The sequence below is a fragment of the Armatimonadota bacterium genome, assembly GCA_037138755.1.
Classification (GTDB): domain Bacteria; phylum Armatimonadota; class Fimbriimonadia; order Fimbriimonadales; family Fimbriimonadaceae; genus Fimbriimonas.
Window position 1 is genome coordinate 1296262 of the sequence record JBAXHT010000001.1, and the last position, 26147, is coordinate 1322408.

At 55.1% G+C, this 26147-nt stretch carries 22 protein-coding genes; 6 read left to right on the plus strand and 16 right to left on the minus strand.

Going from position 1 to position 26147, the window contains the following annotated elements:
- Positions 1-29 precede the first annotated feature (29 nt).
- Positions 30-410: a hypothetical protein gene (locus tag WCK51_06125; GenBank protein ID MEI7576451.1), complete on the plus strand. Its 381-nt coding sequence runs from the start codon at positions 30-32 to the stop codon at positions 408-410.
- Here WCK51_06125 and WCK51_06130 read toward each other — a convergent pair.
- The 7 genes from WCK51_06130 to WCK51_06160 all read right to left on the minus strand — a co-directional run bounded on the left by WCK51_06130 (position 382) and on the right by WCK51_06160 (position 8100).
- Positions 382-1155 carry an ABC transporter ATP-binding protein gene (locus WCK51_06130; protein ID MEI7576452.1) on the minus strand — a complete coding sequence of 258 codons (774 nt, stop codon included), beginning with the start codon at positions 1153-1155 and terminating at the stop codon, positions 382-384. The genes WCK51_06125 and WCK51_06130 overlap by 29 nt on opposite strands.
- Positions 1148-3016 (minus strand): ABC transporter ATP-binding protein, encoded by a 1869-nt coding sequence (locus tag WCK51_06135; GenBank protein ID MEI7576453.1) that lies wholly within the window; start codon positions 3014-3016, stop codon positions 1148-1150. Before WCK51_06135 ends, WCK51_06130 begins: the two co-directional genes overlap by 8 nt.
- The gene (gene asnS, locus WCK51_06140; GenBank protein MEI7576454.1) at positions 3017-4408 is read right to left on the minus strand and encodes an asparagine--tRNA ligase; all 1392 of its coding nucleotides are present in this window, start codon (positions 4406-4408) and stop codon (positions 3017-3019) included.
- Between the two features lie 60 nt (positions 4409-4468).
- The gene (locus WCK51_06145) at positions 4469-5959 is read right to left on the minus strand and encodes a sulfatase (protein MEI7576455.1); all 1491 of its coding nucleotides are present in this window, start codon (positions 5957-5959) and stop codon (positions 4469-4471) included.
- 34 nt (positions 5960-5993) lie between these two features.
- The gene (locus WCK51_06150) at positions 5994-6494 is read right to left on the minus strand and encodes a uracil-DNA glycosylase family protein (protein MEI7576456.1); all 501 of its coding nucleotides are present in this window, start codon (positions 6492-6494) and stop codon (positions 5994-5996) included.
- Positions 6495-6576: 82 nt separating this feature from the next.
- The gene (locus WCK51_06155) at positions 6577-7407 is read right to left on the minus strand and encodes a polyamine aminopropyltransferase (protein ID MEI7576457.1); all 831 of its coding nucleotides are present in this window, start codon (positions 7405-7407) and stop codon (positions 6577-6579) included.
- A 30-nt stretch (positions 7408-7437) separates the two neighbouring features.
- The gene (locus tag WCK51_06160) at positions 7438-8100 is read right to left on the minus strand and encodes a TMEM175 family protein (GenBank protein MEI7576458.1); all 663 of its coding nucleotides are present in this window, start codon (positions 8098-8100) and stop codon (positions 7438-7440) included.
- Positions 8101-8188: 88 nt separating this feature from the next.
- Between WCK51_06160 and WCK51_06165 the strand changes: the two genes are divergently transcribed.
- The gene (locus tag WCK51_06165; protein MEI7576459.1) at positions 8189-8932 is read left to right on the plus strand and encodes a hypothetical protein; all 744 of its coding nucleotides are present in this window, start codon (positions 8189-8191) and stop codon (positions 8930-8932) included.
- Here the strand turns inward: WCK51_06165 and WCK51_06170 are convergent.
- The 8 genes from WCK51_06170 to WCK51_06205 all read right to left on the minus strand — a co-directional run bounded on the left by WCK51_06170 (position 8929) and on the right by WCK51_06205 (position 18218).
- Positions 8929-10284 (minus strand): DEAD/DEAH box helicase, encoded by a 1356-nt coding sequence (locus WCK51_06170; GenBank protein MEI7576460.1) that lies wholly within the window; start codon positions 10282-10284, stop codon positions 8929-8931. The genes WCK51_06165 and WCK51_06170 overlap by 4 nt on opposite strands.
- A 63-nt stretch (positions 10285-10347) precedes the next feature.
- On the minus strand, positions 10348-10653 hold the full coding sequence (locus WCK51_06175) for a hypothetical protein (protein ID MEI7576461.1): 306 nt from the start codon (positions 10651-10653) through the stop codon (positions 10348-10350).
- A 5-nt stretch (positions 10654-10658) separates the two neighbouring features.
- Positions 10659-12191 carry an alpha-amylase family glycosyl hydrolase gene (locus WCK51_06180; protein MEI7576462.1) on the minus strand — a complete coding sequence of 511 codons (1533 nt, stop codon included), beginning with the start codon at positions 12189-12191 and terminating at the stop codon, positions 10659-10661.
- A 65-nt stretch (positions 12192-12256) separates the two neighbouring features.
- The gene (locus tag WCK51_06185; GenBank protein MEI7576463.1) at positions 12257-13444 is read right to left on the minus strand and encodes a metallophosphoesterase family protein; all 1188 of its coding nucleotides are present in this window, start codon (positions 13442-13444) and stop codon (positions 12257-12259) included.
- A gap of 101 nt (positions 13445-13545) precedes the next feature.
- Positions 13546-14448 carry a menaquinone biosynthesis protein gene (locus WCK51_06190; GenBank protein MEI7576464.1) on the minus strand — a complete coding sequence of 301 codons (903 nt, stop codon included), beginning with the start codon at positions 14446-14448 and terminating at the stop codon, positions 13546-13548.
- Between the two features lie 34 nt (positions 14449-14482).
- The gene (locus tag WCK51_06195) at positions 14483-14884 is read right to left on the minus strand and encodes a DUF3052 domain-containing protein (GenBank protein ID MEI7576465.1); all 402 of its coding nucleotides are present in this window, start codon (positions 14882-14884) and stop codon (positions 14483-14485) included.
- Positions 14881-15606 carry a class I SAM-dependent methyltransferase gene (locus WCK51_06200; GenBank protein ID MEI7576466.1) on the minus strand — a complete coding sequence of 242 codons (726 nt, stop codon included), beginning with the start codon at positions 15604-15606 and terminating at the stop codon, positions 14881-14883. Before WCK51_06200 ends, WCK51_06195 begins: the two co-directional genes overlap by 4 nt.
- A gap of 35 nt (positions 15607-15641) precedes the next feature.
- Positions 15642-18218: a M14 metallopeptidase family protein gene (locus tag WCK51_06205; GenBank protein MEI7576467.1), complete on the minus strand. Its 2577-nt coding sequence runs from the start codon at positions 18216-18218 to the stop codon at positions 15642-15644.
- A gap of 100 nt (positions 18219-18318) precedes the next feature.
- Here WCK51_06205 and WCK51_06210 point away from each other — a divergent pair, with 100 nt between their 5' ends.
- On the plus strand, positions 18319-20352 hold the full coding sequence (locus tag WCK51_06210) for a TIM-barrel domain-containing protein (protein ID MEI7576468.1): 2034 nt from the start codon (positions 18319-18321) through the stop codon (positions 20350-20352).
- 3 nt (positions 20353-20355) lie between these two features.
- On the opposite strand, the gene WCK51_06215 is transcribed toward WCK51_06210, so the two are convergent.
- Positions 20356-24126 carry a VIT domain-containing protein gene (locus tag WCK51_06215; protein MEI7576469.1) on the minus strand — a complete coding sequence of 1257 codons (3771 nt, stop codon included), beginning with the start codon at positions 24124-24126 and terminating at the stop codon, positions 20356-20358.
- 140 nt (positions 24127-24266) lie between these two features.
- Between WCK51_06215 and WCK51_06220 the strand changes: the two genes are divergently transcribed.
- The 3 genes from WCK51_06220 (at position 24267) to WCK51_06230 (ending at position 26056) form a co-directional block, all read left to right on the plus strand.
- Complete coding sequence (locus WCK51_06220; protein MEI7576470.1) at positions 24267-25133, plus strand: peptidoglycan recognition family protein; 867 nt, start codon at positions 24267-24269, stop codon at positions 25131-25133.
- Positions 25134-25211: 78 nt separating this feature from the next.
- Positions 25212-25910 (plus strand): hypothetical protein, encoded by a 699-nt coding sequence (locus WCK51_06225; protein MEI7576471.1) that lies wholly within the window; start codon positions 25212-25214, stop codon positions 25908-25910.
- Positions 25910-26056, plus strand: coding sequence for a hypothetical protein (locus WCK51_06230; protein ID MEI7576472.1), 147 nt, complete (start codon positions 25910-25912; stop codon positions 26054-26056). Before WCK51_06225 ends, WCK51_06230 begins: the two co-directional genes overlap by 1 nt.
- Positions 26057-26147 lie beyond the last annotated feature (91 nt).

Here is a 26147-nt window from a genome sequence, read left to right on the forward strand (position 1 = left end):
CTAACGGATCGCCATTATTCCAAAACGCCATGAAACAACGTAAATCCCCTGTCGCCCTCATTATCGTCGCCGTCTTCGCCGGAGTCGGACTGATGATCGCCGCTAAGCCCTTCCGCGAAGAGAACCTCTCAATGGAAGAAAAGATGAAACTTGCTCAGGAACGAGCTCAAGCTGAAGCCGCCTCGAAGATGGCGAACGCTCCGGCGCCCAAGGCAGATCTTAAGGCAGAATCAGCAGCATTGTCTACAGAAATTCAAAAGTCGGTCAATGTAGCTAAGCGCCCGGGTGCTCCTGCCGAAGAGGGAGGATTGCCGGAAGCACCGGTCATCATCAAGCCAGAAGACAAGGTTTACATCCCCAAGCCAAACTCGGCTTCCACTTCTAGTCAGTGGTACGACACAAAGAAGTAACAGCGACGACCGTTTCTGAGTCAATGACTCGGAAGTCTGTGTCATAGGTACGCTTCAAAACGTTTGAAGCGTGAATCTCACCAAGCGACTCGAATACTTCGAGTCGCTTCTCATTGATGAATCCCCATTTTGCAGGAAGCCTCAGGCCTTGATTCACGTCGTGCACGGTAAGCAGGATCGTCTTTCCGGTTTCGGCGAGATTGACAACTAACTCTAACACGCTCAAAACATGGGCGACATCAAGCTGGCTAGCGGGTTCGTCGAGAACCAGAATGTCGGCATCTTGAGCGATGGCCCTGGCGATCCGTACCCGCTGTTTTTCGCCACCACTTAGCTCAAGCAACGGACGATCAGCCAAGTGAGCCGCATCGCAAACCGCGAGCGCGCGCATGGTCACGTCGACGTCGAACTTCGATTCGAAGACCGAGTCCGATAAAGCAGCCCTGCCAAGTGCTGTGAATTCTTTAGCCGTCCAGCCAAATTCAACAAACTCTTCCTGAGGAACCCAAGCGATCTTTTGGCATCGCTGTGACAGCGGCAAAGTTGTAACATCTGTCTGATCGATCTCGACTCTTCCGGTCCGCGGACGGATCATGCCACATACGGTCTGCAGGAACGTGGATTTTCCCGAGCCATTCGGGCCCAGCAGGACGAAAATCTCTCCGGAGCGAAGGTCAAGGGAAAACGGCTCGATCAAGACATCCGTTCTCCCAACCTCCAGGTCTCGGATGGACAGGTCAGCCAAGGTTGTCCTCCAACAAGCCGTCGCTAAACGCTTTGAATAATAGGGAGTACTGACCGTTCTTCGCCATCAGATCGGTATGCGAGCCTTGTTCAATGACTTCGCCGCGTTTAAGAAACAGAATCGAATCTGCTCTTGCAGCGGTCGTAAGACGGTGGGCGATGAACATTGTCGTGCGGGTCTCCATGACCTCTTGGAGAGCGGCGGTGACTGCCTTCTCACTCTCGGCATCCAGGGCACTAGTTGCTTCGTCAAGCAGAAGAATCGAGGGGTCCCGGACCAGTGCTCGTGCGATGGCAATGCGTTGCATTTGCCCGCCGCTCAGGCGAACGCCTCGTTCGCCAAGCACAGGAACGTTCCGTTCTCGGAACTCACGTGAGAAGTCTTCGGCGTGAGCCATTTGAAGGGCTTTTGTAAGCTGTTCGTCCGAGGCGTCTGGAGTGCCGAGGCGTAGGTTCTCGTCAATTCCACCCGCGAACAAAAAGGTGTGCTGAGGGACCACGCCAATCTGGCTGCGGAGCCAGTTCACATCAAGATGCTTGATATCAGTTCCGTCAAGATAGATTGCTCCACTGGTCGGCTCATAGAATCTTTGCAGCAGGTCAGCGATCGTAGATTTTCCGGCTCCACTAGGGCCAACAAGGGCAAGTGAGGTGCCGGGTTGAATGGAGAACGAGACGTTTCGAAGCGCCCAAGTTCCGTCAGGGTAGACGAAGGAGACATCGCGGAACTCAATCAGTCCGCTAATTGCATCAAGCGTCTGACGACCGGTGTGCTCGGGCGGAAGGGGCACATCAAGGATTTCTGAATAAATCCGATCAGCGGCACCTTGGACGGAGGAGTAGGTTGATGACAGGTTAGTGATGCCACGAAACCCCTGATTGATGGCATCGAGAGCAAACGCCAGTGCTCCCATACTGGCCACCGTCATGTTTCCCCTGAGAGCCAAATAGCCGCCAATCAGAAAGGCTAAGGCCAAACCAAAAGCTCCTAGCATTTCGACCATCGGTCGCAGGCGAGCAACGAGTTCTGCCGAGCGGAGCTGGCTCTTCAAGCTCTTGTTTAGAAGGGACGCATAATCCTGTTCCACATTCTGTTCAGCGCCAAACGCTTTGACGACTCGGACGCCTTGTAGCACCTCCTGGGTGACAGCGCCTACTTCGGCAAAATCGCTTTGCACTTGCTTCTGGGCAAGACGCATTTTTTTTGCGTTTCGTTGCACGATGTAAGCGATAATCGGGAGCATTAGCAGGGTGACAACCGCCATTTGCCACTGCAAAATCAGAATCGCGATCAGGGCAATGATGGCTTTGAGCGGGGCTTCGATTGAGTCTCGAAGCACTTGAACCGCCGATTGAAAGACGTTGACATCGTTCGTGAGAATGCTCTGAATCGAGCCCGCCCGCTTCTCGTTAAAGTAGGTGACAGGCATTTTGAGGAGCTTTGAAACGAGTCGTTGTCGGAGCCCATTTGTCAGACGAGCAACTGCTTCCGCCAGGAAGTAGGTTTGACCTCGAGTGAAAAAGTAGCGGAGCAAGAACACGACGACGATCAGCAGTGTGCTAATCTTCATCGCCTCGAATGCCTGTTCGGCACTTGCCCCGTACCTATCCGCGATCTGCGTCAGTTGAACACGCTTTGCGGGATCGACCTCGGCAGCTAAATCCTTCAGAAAACCGATCTGAAGCTTGTGAGTGGATCCGATTACGGACAGGTCTTCCAGGAGCCGATTCAGTAACCCAATGATGCTTCCGTAAAGAGCGGAACTGATCGCAGTGCATCCCAGACCGATGCGGATTAGTCGCTTTTGACCGATGAGCTCGCGTTGGATGCGCGGGTCCATTTGGAAGCGACTTTTTGCCATTTAGAAATCCGCGTTGCCGGGAGTGCGGAAGTAAGGGATCACGTCCCGAATATTTTTCATTCCCGTCACGTACATCATCAACCGCTCAAAGCCGAGCCCGAAGCCCGCGTGGGGCACTGAGCCGAAACGGCGCAGATCAAGGTACCACCAGTAGGCTTCAATCGGCAGACCTGCTTCCAAGATACGCCGCTCAAGCACATCCAGTCGCTCTTCGCGCTGCGATCCGCCAATGATCTCTCCGATTCGCGGAGCAAGAACGTCCATCGCGCGGACGGTCTTTCCGTCGTCGTTGAGACGCATGTAGAACGCTTTAATCTCCGCGGGATAATCGGTCAGGATCATTGGTCGTCCAACTTTAACTTCGGTGAGCCATCGTTCGTGCTCGCTCTGCAAGTCAGTTCCCCAGCTAACGGGGTACTCGAAGTTCTCACCGCTTGCCTCGAGGTGCTTGACCGCTTCCGTGTATGTCATCCGCTCGAACCCGCTTTCTACGACGTGGTTGAGAGTCTTCAGTAGCTCTGGCTCGATGCGTTGGTTGAAGAACTCCAGATCGGGCATACAGTTGTCAAGCGCGTGTTGGATCGTCTCCTTCAGAAACTCTTCCGCAAGGTTCATGTTGCCTTCAAGCGAGCAGAAGGCCATCTCTGGCTCGATCATCCAGAACTCGGCGAGGTGTCGGCTCGTGCTCGAGTTCTCGGCTCGGAACGTGGGGCCAAACGTGTACACGTTGGTCAGTCCAAGTGCCAACGTTTCGGCATCCAACTGACCACTTACGGTCAAATAAGAAGGCTTGCCAAAGAAATCGTCCGCTGGGTCTTTACGCGCCAGCTTGTATCCATCTTCGGCGTGTTCCAGAGCGGTCGTGACTTGGAACATCGCTCCAGCACCTTCGCAGTCACTGGCAGTGATGATCGGAGTGTGAATGTAGTGGAAACCGCGCTTATCGAAGAACTGGTGTACGGCCTGCGACAACTGGTTCCGAACCCGGAAAACCGCGCCAAAGGTGTTCCCACGAACGCGAAGGTGAGCCTTCTCTCGAAGGAACTCCATGGTCGCTCCCTTCTTCTGCAATGGGTAGGTTAGTGGGTCGGCCTCCCCAAAAATTTCGAGGGAAGAGGCCTTGAGCTCGACCGCCTGACCCGCAGCCGGAGACTCCACAATCAGTCCAGAAAATGCCACGCACGAACCGGTTGTAACTTTTTTCAAAAGCTCGGCGTCAACAACGCCTTCATCGACGATGATCTGCAAGTCCTTGAACGTCGAGCCGTCATTAAGCTGAACAAACGATAGACCTTTGCTGTCCCGCCGAGTCTTGACCCAGCCGAAAGCGGTCGCCTCCGTGCCAGGAGCGAGTTCAAAAAGCTGCTTGATGTAACTACGTCGATAATCCATGTGAAACTGCTAGGTTCAGGATACCGGAGCGTGAGGTTTGAACGGCAGTTGGCCGGGAATCTATCGATGGACGACCGTTGCACATTCCCGCACTTTCTGGATGACTTCAACTTCCTCTCGAACCTGCCGCATCTTCGACATTAACGACTGATACATTCGAGTCTTGAGCTCGGCTGGAGTGGGCATACCAACCCATAGATTCTTCGACTCCTCGGGATCAGCTTTCAGATCAAACAACTCGAACTCTTGCAACTCATAGTAGCAAATCAACTTGTACCGCTCACCGACAATTGAAACGTATTTCGGCACCTTGTGCTCGCCATCGTTGTTCTCGTAGAAGTGCCCATAGGCGAACTCTTTCTCACCCTTCCCGGACAGCATTGTGGGAACTAGACTGCTTCCTTGCATCCAGGGATCCGGAGCACACTTGGCGAAATCTAACAGAGTCGGCGCAATGTCGACGTTTTCGCTAAGGCTGTTGATCCGCCGAGCTTTCACTCCGGGGGCAGAGATTACGAGCGGTGTGCCCGCCGAGGGTTCGTAGTACCACCGCTTATCAAACCAGCCCTTCTCGCCAAGAAAGAAGCCTTGGTCAGACGCATAGATCACGATGGTGTTCTTGTCCAGCTTAGCTTCTTTAAGGGCATCCATCAGTTGCCCGACGCTGGTGTCGACATCTTGGACACACCGCAAATATTGCCTCATGTACCGCTGGTAGTTGGCACCGACCAAGTCGCCCTTCTTGAGTGACTCTGTATACTCCGCGTCTTCGCGCGAATAAGTTTTTCGCCAAAGATCGAGGTAACTTGTGACCGAAGTTGCCGGGGCTCGGCCAACATACAGATCGCTCGTCGGATTCAGATTCGAGCCGACTCCCATGCCGACAGTTTTTGCGCCTGAGGCAAGCGTCGCATAATCGGTCCTCAGGGTTTTCGGCTCAGGGAACACCGTATTCTTGAACATCTCCAGGCTCTTCGGTCCAGGAATCCAGGGTCGGTGAGGAGCCTTGTGCCCGACAACCATGAAGAACGGTTTGTCGTGTTGCTTTCTTAGAAATCCCAGTGCCTTTTCGGTGCTGACTTCTGTGGTGTAACCAGTCGCCTTTGAAGTTCCCGAAGCGGACAAGATTGTTGGGTCATAGTATTCGCCCTGGCCGCGCAAGATTTCCCAGTGATCGAAGCCGGTCGGTTCAGAAACGAGGTGCCACTTACCGATCCAGGCCGTCTCGTAGCCGCTGGCTTGTAGGAGTTTCGCGACGTTGGACTGTTTGCCGTCGAAGGCTGATGCATTATCTTTATGTCCGTTGAGGTGGCTGTATTTTCCCGTAAGGAGGGTCGCTCGGCTAGGAGCACAGATCGGATTTGAAGTGTAATGCCGCTCGAACAGCGCGCCGTTCCTAGCTAGTCGGTCAATGTTCGGCGTCCGATTCACCTTTGAACCGTAAGCGGAAATCGCCCGCCGAGCGTGATCGTCCGAAAAGATCAGAACGATGTTGGGCCGTTGACCGAGAGTTCCGATCGAAGCCATCATCCCCAGCACAGCAGTCAGCATGGGCGCAGATTACCAAACCTCTCGCTTTTGCCGCCTAGGAGCTGGATTCGATCAACGCGGCGCGAACCCGCTCCTTGATTGTAGGCAAAACATCGCTGACAAACCACGGATTTTTTGCCAGCCAGATGTTGTTCCGAGGGGAAGGGTGGGGAATGAGTATCAGCGATTCATATTGAGAAGAATCATCCTTCACTGCTTCGGTCAAGGATCGGCGCTCATCGGACATATGGTAAGCCTGTGCGTATTGGCCGATGACAATCGTCAGCCGCAACTCCCTCATCTGGTCAGTCAATCGCTGTCGCCACGCCTCGGCGCACTCCGGACGTGGTGGCAAATCGCCTGATTTCCCAGTTCCTGGGTAGCAGAAACCCATGGGAAGGATCGCGACTTTGCTGGCATCATAGAACTCTTCGCGGCTTAGTCCGAGCCAGTCCCGCAATCGCTCTCCGCTAGCGTCGTCAAACGGAATTCCGGACTCGTGAACTTTTCGGCCCGGTGCTTGCCCCGCGATCAATACGCGCGCTGAAGATGACATCTGGAAGACCGGTCTGGCACCAAGCGGCAGACTTGCCGCACAGATCTGGCAGGCTCGAACTTCTTGTATCAGTGACTCAAGATCATGCAAATGCTAGCTCACTGAACGCTAAATTATAAGTCGATTCATTCAGCGTTGACCATCCTTTGTCAAACTCAACCGACCATTTCGGCGCTGGTGCTGCGCCCTTCGATCCCCAAACGAATCCCGAAAAACCGCCAAAGGAAGGAACGAGCGCGAAATAGAAGCCTTTCGACGGGAAAACTGATCCGAAGAGCTCAAGGACGTCTTCAGACGAATACGGGCAATAGACATGGTTGTCCGCCTGTGTCACCACAAAGCCATCGGGTGACAACAACCGAAGTAGGTCAGTGTAGAACCCCGAAGTCCAAAGCATTTCGCTGATTTCTCCCTCTTCGTCCTCGTAGGTGTCGGTCGAATCCACAACGATCAAGTCATACTGGTCCGAAGCTGACTTCACCCAGGCAAAGGCGTCGGTGAGATGCAACCGAACTCGCGGGTCGTCAAAAGCTCCGTTCGAAAGGGAAGGCATGTGCTCTTTGCAGGCAGCAACGACACCCTTATCAATTTCGACCATGTCGATCTGAGTCACCGACGCGTGTCTGCAAAGCTCTCGAATAACTCCACCGTCGCCGCCGCCGATTACCAATGCCTTCGCAAACGAGGGCAGATTGAGAGCAGGAATCTGAACCAACGCTTCGTGATAAGCCTTCTCGTCAAAATCAGTGAGCTGGATGTGGCCATCCAATAAAAGCGCCTTACCATACACTTCCGTGTCCAGAATCGTGACTCGCTGAAACTCCGTTTGAGCGTCGAAAACCGTGGAAGTGACCGAGCAGGTCATGGTTAGCTTGTCCGAGCGAATAGGGAAAGTGAAGTGCGATTCCGACACCTTGTTAGTTTACTGGAGCAGCACGCGCGCTCAAGCCGCGATGTCCAAGTGAATCACGTTTGAATCAGCCCGGCGCTCGAAGAATTTGTGAACAACCCACGAGACCAGCGGGACGGCTAACGGCACCCACTGTGCGACAATCACATTTTGGAACGAAACCAAGATTGAGACGAGAAACACGAGCGGGATCGTCGCAAGCCTCCAGATATAAAACGCTTGCACAACGTGGTCCACCGTGCTGTCCAGAAGCGAATCTCTGGATGCTCGTAGCCACAGCCCGAGAAGACCGAGTCCGGCAACTGTGACGTTTCCGGCATACAGCCACCACCCAATCCGAAGCTCATGGTTGCCAGAATGAATGGAAGTTGTGAGAGGCAAAATAGAAAGGAAGAAGAGGAACTGCAAGTTCAGCCAATACAGTTCGCGGTTGAACTTCGACAGGTGACGAAAAACCCGTTGATGCATCATCCAGAAGCCGCCAATGATGAAGAAACTCAAGATGTAGCCGAGCAGAGGAGCGGCTTGCTCTTTGATGGCATTGATGATCTCGCGGTCCGACCCCGCGTCGCTGAGTTTTGCGATATCGAGTCGAAAAATGAGGAACGTGAGAACGATGGCAAAGACGCCGTCGCTGAGCGCACGAACACGCGCCGAGTTTGACCCTTCATCCTTCAGCTCCCTACTCAATGACATGCAACTGGTCTAGTTTTCGGTTCGTCCTCGCTCTAGGCAGATACTAGGATAAGGCAAGAATAGGTTCAAAGGTGCCAAACTAGTAGTCGTGCGGGGAACAAACGGTTACGGGATGTTGGCGATCGTTGGCGTCGCGGGCGCGCTGCTCGTGCTATTTGATCGCCGTTCGAGTGCCTCGAATGTCGCGAAACATGTCGAGTTTCCTCAAAGTCCATCCGCACGAGCTTCTGGGTTCAATGTCAAAGGCGAAGCCAAGGTGGCCGATGGAAAGCTAAAAACTATGTTAAGCGCCGGCGGGCAGATGCACTCCAATGAGGTTATTCGCTTCGAAGCCCAGTCATTCGTCCGCAAAGCGGATGGAACGCTAGTTCCGATTTCACAGCCAAGATCGACATTTAGCGAAAAGCTTATCGAAGAAGTGCCTGCGAAGAAGCTCGGTCAAGGAGACAAGGTCGTGATTCGGGGTCGCGTGTTTGTCTATCGTCGTGAGGATGTCAAAGTCGAGCGCGAGATGCAACCTGACGGCTTCCCCAAGCTTTACCTGAATACGGGATACGTTACTTTCAAACGCGCACAGACCCCCAGCGGGCCGCGGGTGATGGTGACCTGCACGAATCTAAAGTCTGTACACGAGCACGGAATGGAGTTCTTGACAAAAGACAAAAAAATGGTCTCTGCGCGAATCATGTTCACGCCAGGAGACCAGATTATGGATCGAGAGAACATCCCGTTCATGTCGAAGTTTCAAGGGCTTGAGCCGATTACGATTAATCAGCTCATTCCCAAGCGAACGGAGCCCATTGAGCTAACCGTTCCAATCAGCGGACTCTAGCGTCCGCTTCCGCCGCGCCAAGCACCAGTCTTCCGACCGCGATTTCGGCTTGGGCGGTTTCCGCCTTGGCCTGGTCGTCCGCCGTGGGTGCGCGGAGCGGGCAGCGAACACTCAGAATCTTCGGAGATTGCAAGTTGCATTCCCATCAGCTTCTCGATGTCTCGCACATCTCGGTGCTGGTCCGGCGATGCAAGCATCACGGCTCGGCCTTTGGCACCAGCTCGACCGGTTCGACCGATTCGGTGAACGTAATCCTCAGGATTCTCCGGCACGTCGTAGTTGACGACCAAGGAGATTCCCTTGACGTCAATTCCACGAGCGGCGATGTCGGTCGCAACCATGACTCGGTACTCGCCAGTCTTGAAGCCCTTGAGGGCACTCATGCGCTGGGCAAGGGTTCGGTCAGAGTGCAGTTCGGCAGCCGTGTGGCCGTCGTTCCGCATCGCCTTCGCGAGTTTGGTCGCCCCGTGTCGAGTTCGAGAGAACACCAAAATGGTGCCCTTTTCTTCGTAAACGATTCGGCGAAGCATCTCCGGCTTAGAGTCTTTCTGCAGAACCAACAGCTCCTGGGTAACCAGGTCAATCGCGGTGCCCTGTTTGGCAACCTCGATTCGCTGAGGGTCTCGCATGAACTCCGAGGCCAATCGCTCAATCTCTTGAGGGAAGGTCGCTGAGAACAACAGAGTCTGTCGGTCTGTAGGAGTCTTGCCGAGGATGTCTCGAATCGGTCCGATGAAACCCATATCGAGCATTCGATCGGCTTCGTCAAGTACCGCAACCCGAACGTCGCGGAGATTAACCGTTCGCTGAGCCAGGTGATCGGCAAGCCGACCTGGGGTCGCAACGATGACCTTAGGATTCGAACGAAGCTGGCTAACTTGACGACCCATTGGCGCGCCGCCGATGAGAAGCGCTGTTCGCACTCCGAGTTTCTGGAACGTCTCTTGAATCTGAGCGGCAAGCTCACGAGTTGGTGCAAGCACCAGCCCTTGGTCGTACTGACCAAGCTTCACAAGCATTGGCAGGCCAAACGCAAGCGTTTTGCCCGTTCCCGTCTGAGCAAGGCCAACAACATCAACACCAGTCAAAGCGACCGGAATGGCTGCTCCTTGGATCTCTGTAGGCTCAGAAATGCCCATCGGCGTCAGCCGACTAGCAAGCCAGTTAGGGAGTCCAAGTGCAGTGAAGGCCATCGGGGCGATGGCAGTCTCCACAACCGCAGTGGACTCGTGTCGCGGTCGTGAAGGTCGATCCGAATTTCGCGCCGTGATCGTTGTCGAAGCGGCGTATTTTCGGAATCGTTTGGGTGAGGCATCGCCACGCGATGCACCCCGGTTTTGGGTATTTGGCATAGAAAAAGCCGCACGCAAAGGAATGTGTAAAGTTCGGCGGCACTACCATGATACCATAAGTGCCTACCAGGTTCCTTGAACCGCCGCCTCGCGACCCATCTTGGCCAGCACTTCTCGCAAAGTTGCCTGTACATCTTCCGCGCTTAGTGTCGCCAAAAGGGGAACCGTCAGCACATGGGTTACCTGCTGATCGCTCGGAGCCGCAATCTCTTGATAGCTCTTATCGACGCTGAAGACGACGCCTTCTGGAGTCCGAGCAAACACCACGTCGATCATCGATTCCAACTCGGTCCGCAACTCTTCCAACGAACTCGCCGAAGAAGTCGCCACCGAAAGGTTGCCAAAGTTATCCGTTGATTCCCAGTTCATGCCGGTTAGTTTAGCGGATCAATCCGGTGGTAGCGGCTGATGCCGTCGGTCGCCGACGTGATCGGCCGCAACACTTGAACCGACTTCGGGGGCACTGTCACCGTCAACATCCCGTTCACGCTCCGGTACTTCGTCCCGCTCAGCGCATCTTCCAGCTCACCCCAGCTCATAATCCGCCCGACCCGGCTAGGAAACGTCTCCGTCACCGCTTTGCTCGTCGGATTCGCAACCACAATCACCGCCTCCCGAACCTTGTCTGTCGTCCGCACAAACCCCAACAACTTCTCCGTCGCCAAACCCAAGCAATCCCCATAACGCAAAGCCGGAGATTCCTTTCGCAAGGCTACCAATTTCCGAGTCGAAGCCAAATCCGGATTCGAATCACTCACCAAGTCCCAACGCATCGGGGCTCGGTTCATCGGGTCATCCTTACCCTCCATCCCTAGTTCAGAGCCGTAATACAAAACCGGCGACCCGGGCACCAGGAACTGAATTGCCCGAACAAAATTCCGATCTTCGAAACCAGGCACCACACTCGCCAGCCGCGCTGTATCGTGGTTATCGGTATGCACCCAACTTCGGAGTAAGTTCTCGATCCCTGCGTCCTCGACCATATGCTGCAAAGCCAAGCTCGCCTGTCCGCCAGACATCTTGCCGTCGAGCATCGCCCGTCCGATGGCAAATGGAGTGAAGTTGTACGTTCCATCAAGCTGCGGGAACCAGTCCGACGGATACCCGGCAACCTCTCCCACAACCCACGATCCATTTTTCTCTTTGTGCGCCGCCTTGGTGATTTCGTCGCACCACTGAGGACCGACTTCAAACGCCACATCCAGCCGCCAGCCATCGACGCCGTCCTTGAGATACTGCCGGATAATCGAGGACTTCGCATTCCAAAGATAATCCCGAACCGACTTGTTCTCTAGGTTCCACGCCGGCATGTTCCGAACGTTGGCGTATGCCCGATAAGCGCCCTTGTCGTCAAAGAAAAACCAATCCCGACGAGCGTCCGTCGCATCCGCCCGAGCTGCCGTGAATATCGGCGCATACTGGCTGAGATGGTTAAAGACGCCATCCAGCATCACCTTCATCCCGTCACGATGGAGCCCCTTCACCACACGCCGTAAATCTTCCCGTGTACCGTACTGGGGGTCGATCTTGGTGTAATCCATCGTGTCGTACTTGTGGTTGGTAAACCCCTCAAAGATCGGCAGGAAGTACACAACATCCGCCCCGAGCTCCTTGATGTAGCTCTGCTTCGACTCGAACGAGGCCAAATCCCCGCCCCAAAAATCGATCTCGTGCGACCACATCCCCAGCTTCTCGTTGTTCTTCCCCTGCTTGGGTTCAGTGGTCCACGGCAAGAGTCGCTTCGGAGAAGCGTACAAAGCTTTCTTCGCCTCAAGGTTCACCGAAGGCGCAAAGCGGTCCACCATTACCTGGTAAACCACCGCCCCATTCCGCCAATCCGCCGCCCGGCGGGCAAAATCCTTTGAGGTAGTCAACGTCGACATCAGCACCAAAGCTCCAGTGAGCATGATGTGATTCTAATCCAAATTTCTCTGAATAACCGAGAATCAATCAGATCGTCGGCAGCTTGCCATTACTCGCTGATCTCGTACTTCTCGATGAGTGACCGATCCAGCCGCTTCGCCTCAAGCGAAATCGACTTCTTCGTCACCTTCACCCGCAGGTATCCATTCGTCTTCTCGCGCAGAGCGCACTTCTCCGGCATCGGGTCGCTGAAGTCGTACATCGGCCGTCCGCCGCCGCCCTCGATCACATAAAGAGTTCCAACGCCCTTCTTGTACTTGCTCTTGTCTTTGCTGGCAATCGCGTTGGAGCGCATGGGGTACTGCCGCTCGTAGTGGTGGTCGTGGCCCTGCAGAACCAAGTCAACCTTGTACTTATCGTAGATCGGAGCCACGTTATCGATCAGCCCTTGGTTATCGCCGCGTCCTTTCGAGGTTCCGTAGACCGGGTGGTGCTGCATTACCACGATCCACTTCACTGACGGGTCTTTCCGAGCCGTCGCCAACGTCGCATCGAGCCACTCCAGGTGCCCCGGAGCTTTGTAGGCGTCGGAATTGATGGAGACAAAGCGGGCGCAGCCGTAGTCGAACGTGTACCAATTCTCGGCCCCCGGCATCGCAAATCGGGCGAGCGTCGACATATACCCGATCTTGGTCGAGGCACCATCAATCTTGATGTCCTCGTTCTCGTGATTACCCAAAGTGAGCATGTAGGGGATGACGCTGGTCATTGGCTCGATCTGCTGCAGGTACTTGTCCCAAATCGGCTGATCTCCGTTGGCATAAGAGATGTCGCCGAGCATCAGATGGAAAGCCGGCTTCTCGAAAAGAACGTTCTCAACATTCTTCGCCGCATCCGACGAGACACCGTGATCGCCGTAAGCAGTAAAAACGAACTCCTTAGGATCTGGCTCCGCCGTCATGAACTCGCGCACCGGGCTGAATCCACCTTCCTTGCTACCAACTCTGTAGAAGTACTTCGTCTTAGGCTTCAGGTTGTAAAGCGTCGCCTCACAAATCGCGCCGGTTTGGTAAGGATAAGTCGGCTGAATCCCCGGGGCAACCATCCCAAGCTCCTTAGTCTCTCCGTACTCAACCGTGCGAGTCCCAGTTGGACTCGCCGTCTGCCACATAACCCGCATCATCCGAGTCGGGTCCTCGCCATAGGAGATGTGAACCTGGCTGGGTGTCGTATCCTGCGGAGCAACTCCGACACCGCCAATCAAACCGAACGCGACAAGAGCAATACCAATCTTCATATAACCTGTTAAGAATAATAGCCCTAAGTTAAGGTTTGGTTAGCTTAGGCGGGTTTCAGTTTTTTGGCTGTCCGTCTGCTTGCTCGATGTGGTCTCGTTCCCTAGACTTGGGAATACAGCTTGGCCACCGCCAAGATTCGCTCAAACGGTCCGATACCGATTTCTCTTGAGCTCGACAGGAGGTTGTGGCCCTGTAGTCGCGCCTGAAATGCGGCAAGGCTGCGATGCATTTCTCCAGCGTAACGTACGTTATGGGTGAGATAGTCCTCTACTTTCTCGAAAGACCAACCCGATCTAGATGCGGCTTCCGAGAACACCCAGGTGAGCGCTGGTCCACGGTCTTCAATAGTGGTGTTCTCGACGTTGTCTGAAGCGAGATCTAGGGTGCAATGGATTCGGACAATGCCGCTAAAAGTGTTCGCATGTTTTAGGTAGTCACGAAGTTCGTTGTAGTCGAAACTCTGACCTCGCTTCGCCAGCCAAAGTGCCCAGACGAACTGCTCCCCCGTCAACTCCGTCCAAGCCGCCCCCAAATCAATGTCGACCAACCCTGTCCCATCGGCCTCCAGCCCCTTATCCCCAATCAAAACGCAAGCATCACAAGCTGCCAACATCGCCGTCTGGTCCGGCTCCATCGTCAGCAACGAAGGTCGAACCCCCTGCTCCGCCAGAATAATCTGAGCCAGCATATTGCTCGTCATCGAGCTTTCATCTAGAGCCAAAGTCCGAATCTCCTCCAAAGGAACCTTCGACAGCATCCGAACCGACGCCACCGGCCCATTGCTCATAATCCCCACGTCCGCCGCGATCACCAAGTCCTCCCGGCGCAGATACTCGATGGAGGACACCAAAATCGCATCCACCTCCCCCGAATCCAGCAACGCCGGAAGCCGAGACGGCACGTCATAAACCACCTCAACAAACTCATTCGGCTGGTCAAAACACGCCACCAACGGCCTCGCGTTCACATAAGGAACGCATCCCACCCGAAACCTAGCTTTCATATCACTATTCTACGTTTCAAGAATCTCTGAAAGCTCACCGAAGCTCTTTTCGAACCACCAACTTCAGCCCGCTCCACACGTCACTCACCGCACACACCTTCACGTCCACCCACCCCATCGGCAGGCAAACATCTCGAATCACCTGCTCGTCGACGTCCGTCGGAACCTTAGACGCTTTCTTTGGCCAGCTCACCCATACAACCACCGTGCGCGTGCACTCCTGCCACAGGCGATCCAGTTCAAGCTCCAAGGTTGATCGCTCGACGGCAAAGAGATGCACTAGCTCGGCATCCTTAGGCAACGTGGACAAAACTTCAAAGTCCAACCCAACTAAGGGCGCATACTCGACGTCCTGACCCAGAACCGAAACCCGGAGTCCCGGTTTCAGTCCGAGCTTTTCCCAAACCGCCTTGCCAGAGTAACCAACGGCGCTCAACTCGGCTTCCTTGCGACGATCACCACCGAGCTTCCCCAAGGCAGGTTGATCCTCTTCAGCAGTGAAAGCTCGAGACGCATCACCCAACCGAGGTACCGTTGGAACCATGCCGGAAGCTCGGGGAGTTTCGCCGACGGTTCTCCACCCTTTAGCTTACTGAGGACTCTTGAGGCAAGCACCATCGGAAACAACAGGAAGACGCTGTAGGTCGCACGCTCCACTTCCAGTCCGGCCGCCAAAACCGCTCGGCGAGCCGAGGCGGTGGTGTACCGCCGCTGATGCATCAGCGCGATATCGTGCGGCCCCCAAAGAAACATGAACGCGGGGACGTTCATCAGGAGCAGTCCCCCAGGTTTGAGGACTCGCGCGATTTCTTTCAGGGCTGCCCGGTCATCCGGAACGTGCTCAATGGTATCTAAAGTTACAACAGCATCGACCGAACTTGTACGAATTGGGAGCTTTTCCGCGTCAGCCTTCGCCAGCAAAGTGAGGCCCCGGGAACCCGAAAACTCTAGCGCTTCCTGGCTAAAGTCAACGCCATAAACCGTCCCAAACTCCGCAAAAGCCGACTGGCCTGCGCCTGTTCCGCAACCGACGTCCAGCAACGTAGCACCGGACAAACCCGCCCCGTGTAGCACCGAGAGCGCCAGTTCCCGGCGAGCAACGAACCACCAATAGGTGTCCTCCAGCTCATACATCCGGGCGTATTCTGCGCTTTGCACTCAGCCAAGATTCTAGCTCATTCGGGCTTCTGGCCCTAAGGCTTCTCAGACAAGGCATTGAAGAGGAGTTTGAACCCGGCGTCGCTCTGCGCCCGGAAGTTCACCTCCGGCCCAATCAGGACCACTTCACCTTTCCCTAGTGGGCAGAGTGCCACCGCCGTTGTATCCTTCAGCTTGTCCTGACCCAGCGCCCAACCTGACCGAAGCGGCGAAGCCGAGTCAAACCAAGCGATCCGTGTCGCACCCTCCTTCAGCTTGTAAACCGGCGAGTTGTCGAACATCACATCCACGTACTCTTCATAACCGCGCGTCAGCCAGCTCGGCTCAACTCGCATCCGCAGGACCGAAGAAGGAACGTAGTACTCCGTCCCCTTTACGCCGTCAAGGGCATCCTCAACCGGCAATGAGAAGCGCGTAGCCAGGTTCTTTCCCGCCGATCCAATCGCCACGACCCGCCCGCCATCCTTCACGAACTTCTCCAGATTCTTGATCCGCTCCGCGTTCATGTCGCCCATGATCGCCTTCAGCTCAGCCGAAACCGTCGGGTCATTTAGCAGGTCGTTACTACCCCGTCGATCCCCCGTCGGAATCGCGCCATCTGGGAACAGGATCACGTCAAACTTCTCCCCCAAATCCTCGCCAAACTGGGGCGGGTAAATCACCTTAAAATCAAAGTGATACTTCTCCAACGTGTACCGCAACCACCCCGAATCCATCGACCCGCCGTAGGTATCCCAGAGTCCGATGCGGAGACGTTTGTAGGGGACGGCCGTATGAGGAGCTCCTGTGTACTTCGTCATTCCGTATCGGAGTTGAACGAGCAAAGGGGTTAAGTTCTTCGGGAGCGCGATAACAAAATCTCCCTTGTCGGTTCGAGTGACTTTCCCACCCGCTTCGCTAACCACGTTTGCCCAAGCAAACGACATTCCTGCATCTACTGGAAACAATCCCGTTGTTTCCGTCCATCCGCCAATTCCATCCCCCTGCTTTGCGCCAGCCTTCTCGGTCCAGAACAATTGAGGCTCAATGAGCTTGAACCAATTCATTGGCCAAGTGAGTTCTTTGTTTGAACGCAGGAAGTTGTCGTCAAGTATTCGCTCAAACTTGACGCCCATCTGCATCGCCAACGTCCACCCCGCTGAGTCGTACGGGCGATTTGGTGGGCCTCCCGGGTACGACAGATCGTTGGGGTGATCCTGCGGCTCGAACATGTCAATAATGTGCGGACGGAAAGCTTGATTTGCCCTAATCAAGTACCCCTTTTCGCATCGTTCAATCTCCACGCCACAAATTGCCAGGCGATCTAAGAGCTTTTGAGCAGCGGGGAAGTCGGGCTGGTTAGACGGAATCAAATACGCCCGCGCATCCCGCAATTCCGGATCAGAAAGCGCCTTCTCCCCGTACTGGGCGATCTTCGACGGATACTTTGTCCAGCTATCCTTCGACCCCTTCTCAATTGAGTTCTGGGCCGCCCGGTACATGTTGTAAACCAGAGTCTCTCGCTGGCGCGAAGCGTAGTCGAGCAGGGCGTAGTTAGCCGTGATCTCGTACTCCAGCGAGTCCCGCGCATGCCACATCCCCGGATCCGCTGGCAAAGGTAAGTCACCCGTAGGAACCTGGCGCGCTGCCACAAACGGAATAGGACCCGGATTCGGCGAGCCCCAAAGCTCCGTCAAAATCCCAATCATGTTGTGGAAGTAAGTCGTGGTGCGAAGCCCGCCGTTCCACCAAGCCGAATACCCCGCGCCGTTGCGCATCACCGAGCCCTTCTTGCCCTCGGCAATCAGTCGCTGGTGAATCAGCGTCCCCGCCAAATCCGTGCTGATCTGCACCAATGCGTCCACGTTATGGTTGAATGGCGAACGGAAAGGCGGCACAAACATGATCGCTCCCGATGGGGCCGTCTGGTGGTGATTGTAAACAATCTGCGGGAACCACTCGTGATACAAAATCCGGTTCATGTTCCGCGTCTCGGCAAGGTTTGAAGCATAGAAGTCCCGGTTGTTATCGTGCCCCGCGTACTTCTCATAAAGCCGGGGCAATCCCGCCAAGGAGCGCTCCTCCGGCTTGGACCGACGCATGTACCACTTGGAAACCAGGTCCATCCCGTCCGGGTTAGCGTGAACCAGCAGGATGATGCAGTCCTTCAGGATTCGCTTCGTCTCTTCATCGTCCTTGCTCGAAAGCCGGTAAGCGGTTTCGATCAGAGATTGCGTCGAAATCGTCTCGTTCGAGTGCAGCCCACCGTCGATCCAAACGACCGCCTTGGCTCCTTTCGCCAACTTCCGAGCCTCGGCTTCGTTGCCAATCGACTTCGCCAAAACAATCCTGCGGTTGATCTCCTGATACTTCTTCAGGTTCTTGTAGTTTGCCGGGTCAGTGACGATTGCCATGTACTGATCGCGTCCTTCCTCGGTCTTCCCCATCGACTGGACGTGAAGTCGCCCTGACTCTTTTTCAAGCAGCTTCCAGTAAGCCGAAAGCTGCCCGTAATCGGCCAGTTGATAGTCGGCGCAAACATCAAACCCCAGGAATTGCTTCGGCGTCGTCACGTCTTTTGCAGATGCCAATCCACAACCCAAAGCCAACCCAAAAACCGCCCAGTACCGCATTCCCAGATGTTATCCCAAACGCGTTATCTCAAACTGAGCAGAGCCTGCGGTACGATTGCCAAGTCCTCTGACGGCAGGGGGTCTCGGCAAGGAAAAGCGAATGCAGTTTCTACTCGGAGTCATCATGACGAGCGCAGGCAATCAACCAAAAACGAACTGGACGGAGATTCAGCCAGGAATCTGGCGAGCCCAAATCGGCTCGGCAGATAAGCCGACGCTGACCGATGCAGGTCGAACAAAAGCGAAAACCGAGCGGCTCGCCGCCATGCCGAAAGGAAGGCTGCCGTTCGCGCTCGAATCGGTTGGTCTGAAAAAATCCAAGAACTTCGCCACGGTCCACATCCCGCTCGGGAAAGGCGAGAAAATCTTCGGCCTAGGTCTCCAGATGAAAGGGGCAGATCGGCGGAAAGGGATTTACCACCTGCGCGTCGACCACTACGACCAAGGTAACGACCGCCTCCACGTCCCGACTCCGCTCTACGTCAGTAGCGCTGGCTATGCGGTCTTCCTCAACACAAGCCGCCCAACCAACTTCTACGTCGGGATCGGAAACCGGCTAGACGACGCGAACCGCCCGCCGTTCCGAGATCGCAACACCGACCGAAAGTGGGACGACCAGCCACCCAGCGAGTGGGTCGAAGCCAGCGTCGAAGCGCCGGGTCTCGAAGTGATCGTGCTGACCGGACCAACCGCGATGGACGCGATCCGGAGGTACAACTTGCTTTGCGGCGGCGGAGCGATGCCCCCAATGTGGGCGCTCGGATTCTGGCACCGAACCCCTTCGCTGGCAACCGCCCAGCAGGTACTCGACGAAGCGAACGAGTTCGAAAAGCGAGGATTCCCGCTCGATGTGATCGGCCTCGAACCGGGCTGGCAAACCCGGTCGTACCCCGGCTCGATGGAGTGGAGCAAGGAGCGATTCCCTGATCCGCCAGGGTTCCTCACGAAACTAGGCGAGAAAGGTATCAAGGTCAACCTTTGGGAGAACCCCTACGTCGCACCACAGACTGAGCTTTTTACGGCTCTCGGTGACAAGTTCGGCTCGCACACCGTCTGGCTCGGTGGAGCCCCCGATGTTCTCGACAAGAAAGCCCGAAAGACGGTCCAAGACTTTCACGCCGCAAAGCATCCTGGAGTCAGCGGCTACAAAATTGACGAAGTGGACGGCTTCGATGTCTGGCTCTGGCCCGATCATGCAGAGTTCAAATCCGGCCCAGACGGCCTCCAAATGCGCCAAATTTACGGTGTCCTTTGGCAAGAGCTGCTGCTCGACATGTACAAGAAAAAGAACGAGCGAACCTTTGGCCTCGTCCGAGCCTCAAACGGCGGCGCAAGCCACCTCCCGTTTGCGATCTACAGCGACACGTATGATCACCGCCAATACGTCACCGCGCTCACGAGTTCATCCCTCGCCGGCACCCTCTGGTGTGCTGAAATCCGAAGTGCCAGCAGCCCCGAAGAGTGGGTCCGGCGGATGCAATCTGCCTGTCTGTCACCCATCGCCCAATTAAACGCTTGGGCAGACGGAACCAAGCCCTGGAGCTTCCCGACAGTCAACGAAAACGTGAAGGAAGCAATGCTCCTTCGCGAGTCATTAGTGCCCTATCTATACACCGCCTTCGCTCAGTACGCGATGGACGGCACCCCGCCGATTCGCCCAATGAGCCTCGTCGATGGCGGAACCGAAACCGACCAGTACATGATCGGCGACTCCTTGCTGGCCGCTCCGATGTTCACCGGCGAGACCTCACGTACAGTAAGGTTGCCGAAAGGGAAGTGGTACGAATATGCGAATGGGAAACTCGTCGGCGAAAACGAAAAGATCACCGTCAAACCCGGTCTCAGCGAGATCCCGCTTTACGTTAGAGAAGGCAGCGCAATTCCGACTTTTGCGAAGGCAAAAAACGTCGCCCAGGCCCTCACGGCCGGAAAGTTGACCCTCAGATGTTACGGTTTAGGACCAATCGAGGGAAGGGTTTACGAGGATGACGGGAAAAGCTTCGGCTACGAGAAGGGAGACTTCGGCTTGTTCCGGGTCGTTGTCCGCGACGAAGCTCCGGATGCACAATCCATTGGCGGCCTCCGAAAGGAGCTTCGAAGCAAACTCGAAGTCCTTTCGGTCGGCAGGAACTAGCTCTTAATCAGCGATCCGGAGCACGCCCTTCCGGGTCGCCAAGAGGGTTCCCTGATCCGTTTTACAAATGCCCTGAACCTCGTCTCGTCCCTCAAGATCGAGCTTTCGCACCGATCCGTCCTGAAGCATAAACACCCCGGTTCGAGTGGCAATCAGATTCCCCGAGATTCCCGTGACCTGCATTCCGCTCGTTTCCGAAATGGCCGATAGCTTTCCGTCGCGGAAGAAGTAAGCCCCTCCGCCGAACGTTCCCACAACCCCGGTGCCAAAGCCAGTCACCCAGTCGTCAGTAAGCCCTTGTGGTTCTGCCATAGCGGTGATCCCTCGCGATGAGAGATCGACCGAGAAGAACCCGCGACCTTGGATCCCGATCTCAACTCTGCCTTTGGCAATCGAAATCGCAGAAGGCGCTCCGCCAGCGAGTTCCGGGAGATCGAACCAGTTGGAGTTCGAGTCCCCGAGAAGGGTGAATCCGCCGGTCTGGGCAACCGCGAGCGTCTTCCCATCCGATGCAATCGCTAGGGCCGCCCGCCTCGGCAGCTGTGAGTTGATCGACCGGAACGTGAAATCTTCGCTGAGCAGAACCAAGTCTCCGCTGCCGAACCGGATCGCGAGTTCGTTCCCAAAAGGTACAAACTGGCGTGCTGCTTGGCTGGGTAGTCCTCCCAAAAGTGCCCACTGCCCGCCGGGACGGCGGTAGTAGAGCCCTTCATCAAGCGTCCCCGCGAAGTCAATTCCGCGCCAATGTCCGACGGCTTGGATGTTCATCCCCGCGAGTTCGTGGGTCAGGGTTTGAACCTTCGCAAGTTTGGCGATCCCTGGCTCTGACCTAACAACGTCAGAACCCAAATACTGGGCCACATTATGGGCTCCGTCAAAAGCGAACACTCGCACGCCTTCGACCCCTTCGACGCCACCAACAGAGACCCATTCAAAAGAACCTCGTGCCGCCAAAGCAATCGCTTCACCGTCCGATCCGAACGCCTTTACTCGAACCGCTTGTTTGGTTGTATCTCGGATCACCAGTCGGCCATTCGCAACCGAAATCGCCAGGGCTGGAGCCGTCATGTCAACTGTCAGCGGAGCCGAATGCACACGCGGAACTCCGCTGTATCCAAAGCTCAGCACAACAATCTGCCCTGGCCCCTCGCTGGCGGTTGGCGGAATGTCAAATCGAACCTGATACTCACCAGATTTCGGATTAAGGCTCAAATCTCGAACCTCTCCCCAAGGGAAGATCGCCTTCGCCGAAACCGTATCCTCCGGCAGCGTGAGCGAGAGCAACGGATCTCCCATGCGAGCGATGATCGGCTCAAGTTCCTTCTTCAACCGCTCAACGCGACCCTGGGATGCACCTGTCTCTTCCAGACCCTCAATCTCCACCGAGAGTTTGATGCGTTGCAGTCTGTCTTTTTTGTAATCTTCGCCCCTCCACTGGTTCGAGGGGTCCGTCAGGAACTGCTTTTCCAAAGACGAAATCTCTTGCTGGTTCAGATTTCCACGCTTCCGATAGGCGGTGATCAATCGTTCACGTGAGCCAAAAGTCACCGCTTCGGCTTCGCGCTGGGCTCGGGCTTCATCAGCGTAGAGCCATGCCAGCTTCTTGATCAACCGCTGCTTCGCCTCTGCTCGGTACTTCTCAGATTTCCCAATTGTTCCGTACTCTTCGATGTATTGATTCTTGGCATAGTAAACGTCACCACTCGTTTCTTGGTCAACTTGTTCGGCGAAGTACTTGAACTGTTTCGTCAACGCCGGAACGGTCTTCGCGTACTCGTCGAGCCGCCGCCGATATGCCTGGATGTAGTCGACTCGGCTCTCGAAATCATCCTTGTTACGAATGACAAGATTGCTCCAAGGTGCGAATGCGTAGGCAATGCCACGGTTCAGGCAGTCATCAGCCATACGCTTCGAGAGCTGGTTCACTCGATTTCTGAACTCGACGAGTTCCTCGGTATCGATCCTCCCGCGCTGCTCCCATTGCCCTTGTAGTTTCGATCCTTCTTCTCGCAACTGACGATACTTTGGAACGTCCAGAAACTCAGATTCGGTAGAGAATCCGATTCGGTTCGCTAGCCGAGCCATTTCGCTCCGCTGTTCGCTACTCAGCTCCGGAAGCGAGTTACCTTGGGCGTCGTAACCAGGCATCGAGAGCTGGTCCAACTGATCCACATCTTGATGAATGTTGAACTTCTTCTGCAACTTTGACAGTCGTTCGATCACAGGTTGATCTGTTGGTTTCAAACCGCCCATTCTGATGTTATGGAATAGAGCGTCCGTGGCCACGCGATAGGCATACTGGGCAGCATTTTCCTCGGAGATGCTACTCAGCGATGGGCAGTGCTTTTTGATGAAGTTCCAATCCAATGCACCCTTGAGCGCTTTACCCATTACCTCAGCCGTCAAATACTGTTCGTAGCCATCTAGGCTGCCAATATCCGCTTGGTCAGGTTCTGCGCCCAACCAGCGTAACTTCTGCACTCCGCTGGCAACCGAAGCTTCTGTCTCTAACAGCTTTCTGTGCTGGGCGGACTTCGATAGGCTCCCGAAATCGTAGGCTGCCTGAATTCGGCGATTGATTGAATCGGAGATTGGCTCGTGTAGATAAGTTGACTCAAATGCTGCCGGATCCGCCGCGACCGACAATATCTCCATCCGCAAAGCTGCATACTGAGCCTTCGTCGCCTTCTCGCTAAGCCGGCCCTTCAGCACATCCTCGGCAAGCTTTCGCGCCTTCACGGCCGTCTTCGCCTCCTTGATCATCTGAGCGAATCGCTTTCGCTCCTCCGTCGGAATCGCGATCCAGGAGGTGAACTTGCTAATCAGGTTGTGCCGAAGCGACATCGCGATGACCTGCTCGCGATTCTTTGCAGACCGCTCCATTGAGCGAATCCGCTGGTAAGCCCAAATCTTGAGCCCTGGGTGATTAGGCATCACCTCTTGAGACAATCGCGAAGCGGGGCCATAAGTGCCAGAGGTCACTTTGGTGCCGCCGACTTCCATCGTCATCGGCGAGTTCAATGCTGGACCACCGTTGCCTGCCACGGCTGCATATCCTTTCTCCGAGCCGGATCGACCGTCTATGACGGTCACTGGCTTTTGACCAGCCACAGGCAACAGCGAGAAACGCCAATCCGAACGTGGCCGAACCGCCGTCTGGTCAAACGTGAACACTCCTGAATCCGATTTCAACCCAATGCTCTCCGTGGCTCGTTTGAGCCACGGCACGCGAGCGACGGTCACCTTTGCGGAGACCTCGCTCAGCGGATCCTGCTTCCGCATTTTGATCGGGAACTCAAACGTCGGCACGCCCTTCACCGTCTTCGCAATCTGAATCCAGCAGACCTCCATTCGGAGATCCTGACCATATTCGACGGGGAAGATCCGGACTCGAAACGTCTTCTTGCCGATAAACTCGATCAGTGCGGGATCCTGCATCCGGGTGGTGATGTTCTTGTAGATTTCCTTTGCCCGTTCTTTCTCTGTAATGAATGCGGGAACCCGCTCGCCATGATAGTAGTAGGCGAAGTCCGTCGGAATCGCGCCATCGGGGAGGGTGTAAATGATGTCCAGCTCCGTTCGCCAGTTCTCTCCCGATTTGAAGATGTGGGTAGCTTTGACCTTAGCGAAATGCCCGGTTACGTCCGCCGTCAGTTCGAGTCGCTTCTGCTGAAGCCGTTCCCCCCTACCGTCGTTTCCGGCAGTGATTCCTACCTGGCCCAGCGAGGTCCCGGCAACAATAGCCAACCCGCCACACAAAAGAAACTGTCGCATTTTCCCCATCACTTCGTACCTGTGCTGCTAACCCCAACCAAAATGCTGATCGGCCTGTTCCCATAATCTCCTAACTTTCCACTCCCAACTTGCAGCCGAGTGGTTGACAAAACCCATGTTTCCTCGTCTTATAGGTAAAGATGCCAATTCCCTTTATCGGTCGTCGATTCCGCCCCGCCGAATTCGAGGCGTATCTCAAGACCGTCACATTCACCGACTTTCGCCCGGAGTTTGTCACGTTACATCACACCGGAGCTCCTTCACTGGCCACACGCCCAGACGGGCTGACCGACCAGCACCTCCAAAACTTGTTGAGCTACTACCAAGACCAGCTCGGCTGGAGCGGCGCGCCGCACCTGTTCATCGACGATCGAGCCGATGGGATCATCGTCTTCCAGCGCCTCGATCGACGCGGAGTCCATGCCGTCAGTTTCAACCGCAACAGTTGGGGGATCGAGATGTTGGGCGAATACGATTCGGAAGAGGTCAATTCGGGGCGCGGTGCCATCGTCCGAGACCACGCCGTCAAAGCCATTTCGTTGATGAATAAGCGCATTGGAGCGGCGCCCGAAAGCTTAAAGTTCCACCGAGACGACCCTCAGACCAACAAGACGTGCCCTGGACTAAAGGTCCAGAAGGCAGACATCGTTGCTAGAGTCGCGGGCGCGATGCAAACGGCTCCTCCTCCAGACATGGTGAGCACATCGGTGCCATGGAAGGTGTATCTGAGTACGGGACTCGAAATTAGGCTCGTTCACATGGTTTCCGGAAGACCAACGTGCCGGATCAGGGAACTTCTGACACTTTTGCGTCCTGACGGCACTTTCTCCCTGAACGGGAGTAAGACCAAAGTGACGTGGAATACCAGCACTGGCAACGTCAAAGTGATTAATGTCGCTCAAATCGACGAGAAGGGAAGCCCATGGGGATTCCTCAAGGAGATCGCAGAAGCCGCCAGGTATCGATATGATGTCAGCGGAAACAGAATTACACTTACAAAGATTTGACCACTGGATTCAGGAGTGAATCGGGACTTTTCGATTGTAATCGACGCAATTACTTGGTATAGTGACGGCGGGAATTCTATGATGAACACTCGTATTCTTATCGGTGTTGCCGCTGCACTCGTCGGTCAAGTCGCACTTGCCAACAGTGAGGGCAGCCAATCACTGCAACTTCGCTACACTGCTTTCGGCGGAGCCGAAAGCCTCTACCGCAGCTACACTTACCGAGCATCTAACGCCGACGGTAGCTCGTTCCACCTCAAAGCCGTCCAAAGCCTACGGGAAACGACAGGTGCTTTCCCGGCGATCAATACTGGCGGAAACGACATTGAGTTCGGAATCACGGCAAACATCGCAGATTTCAACGGGACCTACTCGCTAGGATTCGCGTTTCCTAATACGTTTGCGGACAATTCCACGTCGTTCGTCTACGCTGTGACTCGCTCACTGAGCGACACTGTGGGAGTCTCGATCAAGGGTTTCAGCGGAGCAACTTCGGCCAACGCGTTTTTCGTCAACAAGAACTTCAAGTTGAATAACTCGCTTTCGTTCGACGCAGAAGTCGGTGTGATAATCACTGGCTACTCGACCGTTGATGAGACCACGGGAGCTGCGAAGCGGAATGCCCTGGTTAACGCCCGGTTGAACTACCAATTGTCGGAGATGCTCAATGCATTTGTTGGCGTGACGAACACCCTCGGCGACTCAACCCGATTCTCGCTCAACAGCTCGGTCGGAAACAAGATGGCCCTTACCTTCGGAATCGGAGGCAAATTCTAATGAAGCACCTCAAACTAATCGCCCTAGCTCTCTTCGTCATTATGGCCCTGATCTTCATCGGTTGCGGAGGCGCATTCCCTGGAGTCGCTGGCGGAGATACAAACAGCAGCGGCTACGGTAACGATAACAACCAACCTAACCAGTAGTCAGGCACACCTGATCAAGATAGCCAGATTTTTTCGAATCTGGCTATTTGACTTTACAGGGAACGATTTTTGGGCAAACCTCATAAGCTGG